Origin of the sequence: Moraxella sp. CTOTU47724, from assembly GCF_032014955.1 — a bacterium.
Classification (GTDB): Bacteria; Pseudomonadota; Gammaproteobacteria; order Pseudomonadales; family Moraxellaceae; genus Faucicola; species Faucicola tetraodonis.
The window spans coordinates 23,609-31,732 of the sequence record NZ_DALZSV010000020.1 but is presented as its reverse complement, the minus strand read 5'-3'; the positions used below and the strand labels follow the sequence as shown (position 1 = coordinate 31,732).

The 8,124-nt window shown below is 44.7% G+C and carries 8 protein-coding genes; 2 read left to right on the top strand and 6 right to left on the bottom strand.

The window, feature by feature from the left end; all coding sequences use genetic code 11:
- Positions 1–72: 72 nt before the first annotated feature.
- The gene (locus RTR63_RS06030; protein ID WP_312523230.1) at positions 73–1,185 is read right to left on the bottom strand and encodes a metallophosphoesterase; all 1,113 of its coding nucleotides are present in this window, start codon (positions 1,183–1,185) and stop codon (positions 73–75) included.
- A 260-nt stretch (positions 1,186–1,445) separates the two neighbouring features.
- Here RTR63_RS06030 and mnmA point away from each other — a divergent pair, with 260 nt between their 5' ends.
- On the top strand, positions 1,446–2,621 hold the full coding sequence (gene mnmA / locus RTR63_RS06025) for a tRNA 2-thiouridine(34) synthase MnmA (RefSeq protein WP_312523228.1): 1,176 nt from the start codon (positions 1,446–1,448) through the stop codon (positions 2,619–2,621).
- Between the two features lie 69 nt (positions 2,622–2,690).
- Here the strand turns inward: mnmA and RTR63_RS06020 are convergent, their stop codons facing one another.
- The 3 genes from RTR63_RS06020 to RTR63_RS06010 all read right to left on the bottom strand — a co-directional run bounded on the left by RTR63_RS06020 (position 2,691) and on the right by RTR63_RS06010 (position 5,790).
- Entirely contained in the window at positions 2,691–3,569 is an 879-nt protein-coding gene (locus tag RTR63_RS06020) for a metal ABC transporter permease (protein ID WP_312523227.1), read from the bottom strand.
- A gap of 63 nt (positions 3,570–3,632) precedes the next feature.
- A complete protein-coding gene (locus tag RTR63_RS06015) occupies positions 3,633–4,427 on the bottom strand; it encodes a metal ABC transporter ATP-binding protein (protein WP_065252721.1) in 795 nt (264 codons plus the stop codon).
- 202 nt (positions 4,428–4,629) lie between these two features.
- On the bottom strand, positions 4,630–5,790 hold the full coding sequence (locus tag RTR63_RS06010; RefSeq protein ID WP_312523224.1) for a metal ABC transporter solute-binding protein, Zn/Mn family: 1,161 nt from the start codon (positions 5,788–5,790) through the stop codon (positions 4,630–4,632).
- Between the two features lie 262 nt (positions 5,791–6,052).
- On the opposite strand from RTR63_RS06010, the gene RTR63_RS06005 reads away from it, so the two are divergent.
- Positions 6,053–6,823 (top strand): MipA/OmpV family protein, encoded by a 771-nt coding sequence (locus RTR63_RS06005; protein WP_312523223.1) that lies wholly within the window; start codon positions 6,053–6,055, stop codon positions 6,821–6,823.
- 79 nt (positions 6,824–6,902) lie between these two features.
- On the opposite strand, the gene RTR63_RS06000 is transcribed toward RTR63_RS06005, so the two are convergent.
- Together RTR63_RS06000 and RTR63_RS05995 are read right to left on the bottom strand one after the other, a co-directional pair.
- Positions 6,903–7,172 carry a hypothetical protein gene (locus RTR63_RS06000; protein ID WP_096488973.1) on the bottom strand — a complete coding sequence of 90 codons (270 nt, stop codon included), beginning with the start codon at positions 7,170–7,172 and terminating at the stop codon, positions 6,903–6,905.
- A gap of 44 nt (positions 7,173–7,216) precedes the next feature.
- Positions 7,217–8,092, bottom strand: a complete 876-nt coding sequence (locus RTR63_RS05995) for a DNA/RNA non-specific endonuclease (protein WP_312523221.1) — start codon at positions 8,090–8,092, stop codon at positions 7,217–7,219.
- Between the last annotated feature and the right edge of the window lie 32 nt (positions 8,093–8,124).

The window sequence follows — 8,124 nt, the reverse complement described above, 5'->3', positions numbered from 1 at the left end:
ATATTCGTAGCAATATACAACTGATGATGCAGACAGTGTCTATACAGTAATCTCTTATGGCAATAATCGTATTTAGGATTTTTTACCGACTAAATCAATCACCCAAAGCTCCGCTTGCGAGCCTAGCCGAAACGGCACACCCCAAAAACCATACCCCGAGCTTACAATCACATCGGTATTGTTGATACGCTCATAGCCGTAACCCAAACGATTTAAGAATTTGACAATAAAATTGGCAGGAAATATCTGCCCATTATGGGTATGTCCCGACACTTGCAAATCAATCGGTAATTGTACGTTTTGTTCAATCTCATTGGGCTCATGGTCAAGTAAAATTATCGGCTTATCCGTGTTTGACGGCATTAAATCCTTGGTCGCTTTACGATAAGTGGCATGATTATCCAGTCGTCCTACCAACCAAAGCTGGTTATCAACCAACACTTTATCATCTGCCAATAAGGTGATATCGGCTTTTTGGATCGCATCGCGAATCTCGCCTTCATGCCCATACATATCATGATTACCTAGCGTGGCATACGCGCCCATTGGCACTGCACTTGCTAGTTGCTGCAGCGCGGACTGCATATTTTGCGAGGTATAATAGTCAACATTATCATCCATGATATCGCCAGGCATCAACAGCAGTTGCACGTTCTGTGCTTTTACCATATCGGTTAATCGGTTAATTTGCCGCTCACCGACCATTAGACCCAAATGCAAGTCTGAAACCATCCCAATCCGAATAGGTTTAGCAAGTGGCTGATTAGCAGTCAAGCTGATATGACGAATAGTGGGTGTATAAGCATTATAAATACCCATCAATACCATGCCAAAAAACATGAGCGGCAACAAAATGCGTTCCCCGTAAGTTTGATAACTCACGGAATTAAAAAATTGCGGGGCAACTTTCATCAACACCAGATTAATAATACCCACCACCACCATCGACATGATGACAAACCACAAAATAGTCAGCCAAGTCATAGACAGCTTGAGCCCAAAGCTCGTCAAGCGTGCGATGCCAAATACCAATAGCGCATTACTCATCACAAATAGACTAATCATCAAATAGCGAGAAGACCGATCGGATAGCCAAGACCCTGCCCACCACTGCAGCCCCCGCCCCGCCCCATAAGTAAACAATTCAAACAACAATACAATGACGGTCAGAAATATCCAACGCATACTAGCCCCAAATTTTTTATCATAAGTAAAGGTTATATAAAGAATGTTTGTGAATTTACAATGTCGCTTTATCTATTAAAGCCAATCAGTGAATTTGAAAAAATCAATTAATATTATTTGCGCATTAAAAAACCCAACTTACGAGAATAAGTTGGGTTTTTTCGATATCGGCTCATCCGATAACGATATTGTGGCAGGTTTATTGATTTTTAACAAGCAATAAATTTGCTATAATAACGCTTTTGGCACTTTTAAAAATTATGACTTATTCAACTGCTGTTAATTTATCTGATATTGCGAGCCCTGCCCAAACTCGCGTCATTGTGGGGATGTCAGGGGGCGTTGATTCTTCTGTCACTGCCGTTTTGCTCAAAGAAGCGGGCTTTGATGTTGAAGGCTTGTTTATGAAAAACTGGGAAGAAGATGACGGTACCGAATATTGTACCGCCATGACTGACCTTGCCGATGCGCAAGCGGTGGCCGATAAAATCGGTATTAAACTGCATACCGCCAACTTTGCCATGGAATATTGGGATCGCGTATTTGAGCATTTTTTGGCGGAATATAGCGCCGGTCGCACCCCAAATCCTGATATTTTATGCAACAAAGAAGTCAAGTTTAAAGCCTTTTTGGATTATGCGCTAACTTTGGGCGCGGATTACATTGCCACCGGTCACTATGCACGCCGCGGTTTTGGTGATGAAACTGGCAAAGCGCCACTACTGCGCGGACTTGATAACAATAAAGACCAAAGCTACTTTCTGCACGCGGTGGCAGGTGATAAAATCGCCAAAACCTTGTTTCCTGTGGGTGAGTTAGAAAAACCTGAAGTACGCCGTATTGCCGAGCAATATGATTTAGCGACAGCGAAGAAAAAAGATTCTACCGGCATTTGTTTTATCGGCGAGCGACGCTTTAAAGACTTTTTACAGCAGTATTTGCCCGCTCAAAAAGGCGATATCTATACCGATGATGGCAAAAAAATCGGCACCCATGATGGCTTAATGTACTACACACTTGGTCAACGTGGCGGTATTGGTATTGGTGGGGTCAAAGATAGAGATGAGGCGCCTTGGTTTGTGTTGCACAAAGACTTGGATAATAATCGCCTGATTGTCGGTCAAGGGCATGACCATCCGATGTTACAATCCACTGAATTGACTGCCTATAAACTTGACTGGGTGGTTGATGCACCCACGCAACTATTTACTGCCCAAGGTTATCGCTGTACCGCCAAAACGCGCTATCGTCAGCCCGATCAAGCCTGTACAGTTTTTGCCCTTGATGAAACGGGTAATACCATAAAAGTGGTGTTTGACGAGCCACAGCGCGCGGTGACACCCGGTCAGTCTTGTGTGTTTTATCGAGATGACATCTGTTTAGGCGGTGGCGTTATTCAAACCATCGATGCCCCTACTAGCCTGGCTGAAGTTTAAAGCTTAATACACATCAAGACACAAACAGCGCAAATTGATACCATTTGCGCTTTTTTTATACCCTATTGATTAAGAAAAGTTTGCGGCTAGGCGTTTGTTCCACCCCGCTTTTTTTCGTAGGTAGCCAATTCCCCAGCAGCTTAAATAAATCACAAATGAAATGGTAGTGATATAAGGTGAAATCGGCAGCCCAGGTCCTAACGATAGTAATATCCCGCCGACCCCAGCGATGATAGCAAACAGCATGGACAACAAATAGACATAGATAGGTCTAGCCGTCACTTGACTCGCCGCTGCGGCAGGCGTGATGAGTAACGATAATAGCAGCAAGGCACCGACAAACTGCACACTCACCGCCACCACAAGACTCAGCGCAAACATAAACAGCAAAGATAAAAATGTTAAATTTAAATGCTGCGCTTGGGCAACTTGCGGGTCGACTGCGGCAAATAACATGCGCTGACCAAATATAGCAATGATTGACAGTACAATCACCGCGACCACTAACATTGACTGCAATTCAGCGGGCGTGATTGCAACAATTTGCCCGGTTAATAAGCCAAATTTATTGGAGGAGCGCCCTTGATACAAGGATAAAAACAACACCCCCAGCCCAAGCCCGAATGGCAACAAAATACCCACCACTGAGTTGCGGTTTTTGCCATCAATCCCCATTACCCCCAGCACCAAGCCAGCCGTCACTGCTCCAATGACGGCGCCTAGCGTCACTGAAGACCCTAACCATAAAGCACACGCCGCCCCTGCAAATGACAGCTCTGCTGTCCCATGCACGGCAAACGCCATATCCCGTGCCTGTACCATCGGTCCAATGAATCCCGCCATCACACCCAACAATACCGCGGCCACGATGGACGTTGATACCAAGGGCAACAGCTCAGCAAAGTTATCAAAATTGATGATGGTATGTAGCCAAGTCGTGAGCAGCATGTAAATTCCAAAAGTTAAAAAACCATCGAATGTGATGGCTTGTTTTTGATTGAAGCAAATAAATTAGCGAAATCGATTGATTAAGTCGACACCACCGAGGCTGGCAGTCGCATTTTCAAGGCGCAGCACTTTATCCACTAAGGGTATAATCGGTTCGAGTTCATGACTAATCATCAAAATCGCGGTATGATGCGCCTGTTTGCGATGGGCTAAAATATCACTGACCACATACTGGCTTGCTACATCAAGGCTCAGCAGCGGCTCATCCATCAACAAAACATCAGGCTCAGCGACCAACGCTTGGGCGATACGCATGCGCTGCTGCTCACCACCCGAGAGCATGGTAAGCGGCGCATCACAAAATGACTCACCGCCGACTTCCGCAATGGCTTTATCCACCAAATATTTTTTTTGTTTTGCTGTTTGCCAAAAACCGCCCAAGGTTTTTTTGGGGCTAAACAGACCAAACAGATAATTTTCCCCATCCAGCCCTAGCTGCACCAAGTCCCTACCCCGAATCGGTAGTTTTGGCGCAAAGTCTTTGAGCTGAGGCACATAGCCCACTCGAATATCTTTGCCAAGCGTGATTGAACCGCTTGATAGTGGCACAAGTTTGAGTAAACTTCGCAGCAATGTCGTCTTGCCTGTCCCGTTGGCGCCGAGCAAAGCCACAAATTCACCCGATAAAATCGAAAAATTGACATCCTGCCAGAGCAGACGTTGTCCAAAGTGCATACTGCCATCCTTGACTTGCAAAACGACTTGCTGTGATTGGGGCAGTTTGACAAACGATTGGCAATGAATAGCCTGCGCAAACTGCCGCTCGCTATTGGCTATTTTGGTGGTTGACATGGGCATGGTGGCTACTTCTTCATCCTAACGGCAAGATTAACGACAAGATCCTAAAGGCGAGGATGGTTGATTGGCAATATCACATTGCAAAAAATCTAGGCTAAAAATTAAGCATTATAAGCGATAACTAGCCAATACTATACCAATTAACGCAAATTTTCACCCAAATGCGTTAATGGGTAATCTAAAATTTTTAGGCTAGTTAAAATTAGCGCGTCGCGGCCGCAAAATCATCCAGGGTTTTTTCAATAAATTGCGTATAGCTTGTCACGCCATCGGGGAAGGTTTCATAGACCGCCACAACCGGGACTGTTGATGCCTTCGCCAATGTGATTAGTTGCTTTGAGGTGGCATCCTCGGTTTGGGCATTGACAACCAACAAACCCACTTGTTTATTGCTCAGCAGGCTTTTGCTGTCATTGAGTACTTTGACCGATACCCCCGCATCCGTCTCTGATTGCACAGCATAGGCTTTTGGCGTCACATCCTTGATGCCCATATCGGCTAGCAAATACCCGATGACGGGCTCAGTAGCAAAGGCAGTGATGGCTTTTCGCTGTCCGATTTGTTGGGCTTTGACTTTAAGCGCATCAATTTGCTGGATGAATTGCTGGGTATTTTTTGCATAAATTGCTTGATTGGCAGGCGATGTTGCAGCCAATTGCTTGTTGACCGCTTCAGCCACTTTTTTTGCTGTATCGAGGGAGAAAAACACGTGCTCATTGAAGTCACCGTGCGAGTGACTATGTACTTCGCTATGCCCTTCACTGGGCACGTGAGGATGATCTGATGGCTGCGGATCAGCGGTCTTTGTTTCGTGTTGGGTGTCGTGTTGGTGTTGTTCACTGGCAGGCTCATCTGCCGCATTGTCCGTGTTAGGCGACAGCCCTGAAAGTGCTACGGCATTAATCAGCACAGGTTTATGACTTACCGACTGAGCTAAGCTCATACCCCAATCATCATACCCGCCACCGTTGACCAGCATGACAGCGGACTTAGTAATATTAAGCTTGTCGGTCGCTGTGGCTTGATAATCATGCGGATCTTGTGATAAATCATCGACCCCCACAATCACATTAACTTTATCCCCCCCGACCGCTTTAGCCACCGAACCCCACACATTGGTAGTCGCATACACGGTGGGTAATTGGGTATCAATAACGGTGTTTGATGAGACTGTTGTAGCTGAGCTATTTGATGGGGATTGATTTGAGGTGGATTGAGTATCAGTTTGCTTTTGGCAGCCTGTTAATCCCCCCAATAGGCTCATCGTCAATGTTACCCCTGCAATCGTGGGGGTTTTTAGTAGCCTTAGTAGCAAAAAGGGTCGGCTAAAAAAAGCATATTTGTTAATCAATGCGTTTATCATGCTGGGTCGCCAAATCAAGTATTGAGAATATTAAAAATGTTATATTATAACATTTTAATGGTGTTCTCAAGGTAGCTCAAGGATTTATGCTGGCTTGGATTTCATCTATCGCACCTTTAAATTCAACTATTTGCGCTCACCTTTTTATGCCATAATAAATTTATCACATTGCTGTATGGTTCACAGGCAAATCGGTTGTTATTTTCTACGCTTTACGTCTGTCAGCACTTTTTTGTATGACCCACTCTCACAGGATGTTTTTATGAAACAATTTTTCGCGCCTTGTCTGGTATTTGCCAGTATGTTGGGCACAACATTTGCCTACGCAGCCTCCATGCCATTGGATACCAATGCCCGCTTTAAACTAGGGTTAAACGCGTCAATCAATCATTATGCGTACGACAAGGACAATGATGTTACGATAATGCCACAGGCATTTTATGACAACAATCGACTCTACATTGAAGGCAGTGAAGTAGGTTATTATCCCTACAAAGACGCACAAAACGAATGGCGATTAACCGCAAGCTACGATAGCCGTTCATTTGATCCAGACGATGCGAGCACAGCGGCGTTAAAAGGACTCGATGAGCGTAAATGGTCTGCTATGGTAGGTACAAGCTATATGCGCATCACCCCGTATGGTGGCTTTAAAGCGCAAGTGGAAACTGATGCATTAGGTCGCAGTGATGGTACTAGCGCAAAAGTGGCGCACTTGAGCAGATTTAAAGCAATGGACGATAAAATCACCATTTACCCTGAGTTAGGACTGCAGTGGTACAATGACAAGTACAATAATTATTACTTTGGTGTTTCTGAGCAAGAATCGCTACGAACAGGGATAAAAGCTTATAACGCTGATAGTAGCGTTACCCCCTATGTGAATGTCAGTGCCAGTTACGCCATTTCACCACGCTGGAGTGCATTTATCAGTCAGTATTTAGAGTATTTGAGCGATGAGCAAAAAGACAGCCCACTGGTTGATAACCGTGTCGATAGCAAAACTAAAATTGGCTTTAACTATCAGTTTTAATGCCTAGTTTGATGCCTAGCCTGCCCATAAATAGCTTGCCCATAAAAAGCGCAAATTGTTTGATTTGCGCTTTTTTTCTTTATAAGAAAGGGTTATTCACTTCGTCCACGTGCGATGCTTGCTGCTGTTGCGTGGCAGATTTTTCCACCGTTTGCGCTTGATGGGCTTCTAAATATTCAATGATTTGGTTCAATACATCTTGCAATTGTTTTGCCGTGGCTAAACTTTGTTTATCCAACGTAAACGTCGCACTGCCGTAGAGATTGACTTGCTCTCCTTGATTCTCAAGGGTAAATTCGCCCAATCCGACGCTTTGGCTATCATTTTGAAATGGTTTAAAAGCACTCATCTTTTTCCCCTGTTTAGTCACTGATTTGCTGTTACTGATTTTGGTTATGGTGAAATAGTCGCTACATTGCTCGGCAAACTGGGAAACGCATTGACCCCGGTGCGTTTTTTAAGTGTGCTTAGGCTAATTTTTTCAACAGTTCCGCTATCATCATTTGGGCTAAAAAATGCCATCGCTTGATGTTGTGATGGCAAATATACCGCTTTAAAAAAATGCGATGGCACCAACACGCGATTTTTTAAACGTTTGACTTCCGGTGTTAAGAACGCCACCCCTGTCACTACATAAGCTGAGCCGTATTGGTTGGTCAGGTTGCGAGTTTGTGTTTCAATTTTTACCCAAGTTTTACGGTTGTTGTCAGGTGTTTGTGGAGCAATATTGGCCAAACTAAAGCTATCAAATTGTGAGTCCGTGTTTGCCATATCAGCATTGGGCGCTAAATGCCCTCTATCAAATCCGGTACGGGTATAATCGCTCAATAGACTACGCATCTCGGCTGGCAGGCGAGTTTCTTCATGAAAGTTATCCTCTCTGACCAAGGTTTTGGCAGCCGTTATTCGTTGTCGCGTCAAATGCTCAGCGACCCAAATAGGGGTTTTGGTGACACCCGAATACATCACCGCAAAGCCATTAAAGCACAGTGGGTAGGTTTTTTGCGACAGCTTGGCGGTCATTATCGGCTGGGTTTTCTCCAAAAACTCGCTGGCGCATTTTTGTAACGCCTTGTCTAGCGGGCGCGTGGTGAGTGTTTGGGTATCTGTGTTCGCTTGGGTGGCAGGAATAGTAGTAGGGATAGTAACAGTATTGCTATCGGGCTTGGCGGTTGAGGGCGTAACACTACAACCTGTCAAATACAGCAAGCCAACGCTTATGGCTGATAAGATGGCAGTATGGCTAACAAAATGGGTTTGAACTATCATGAGTGACCTTAAAAAAAAGAAAAAATGAAAAA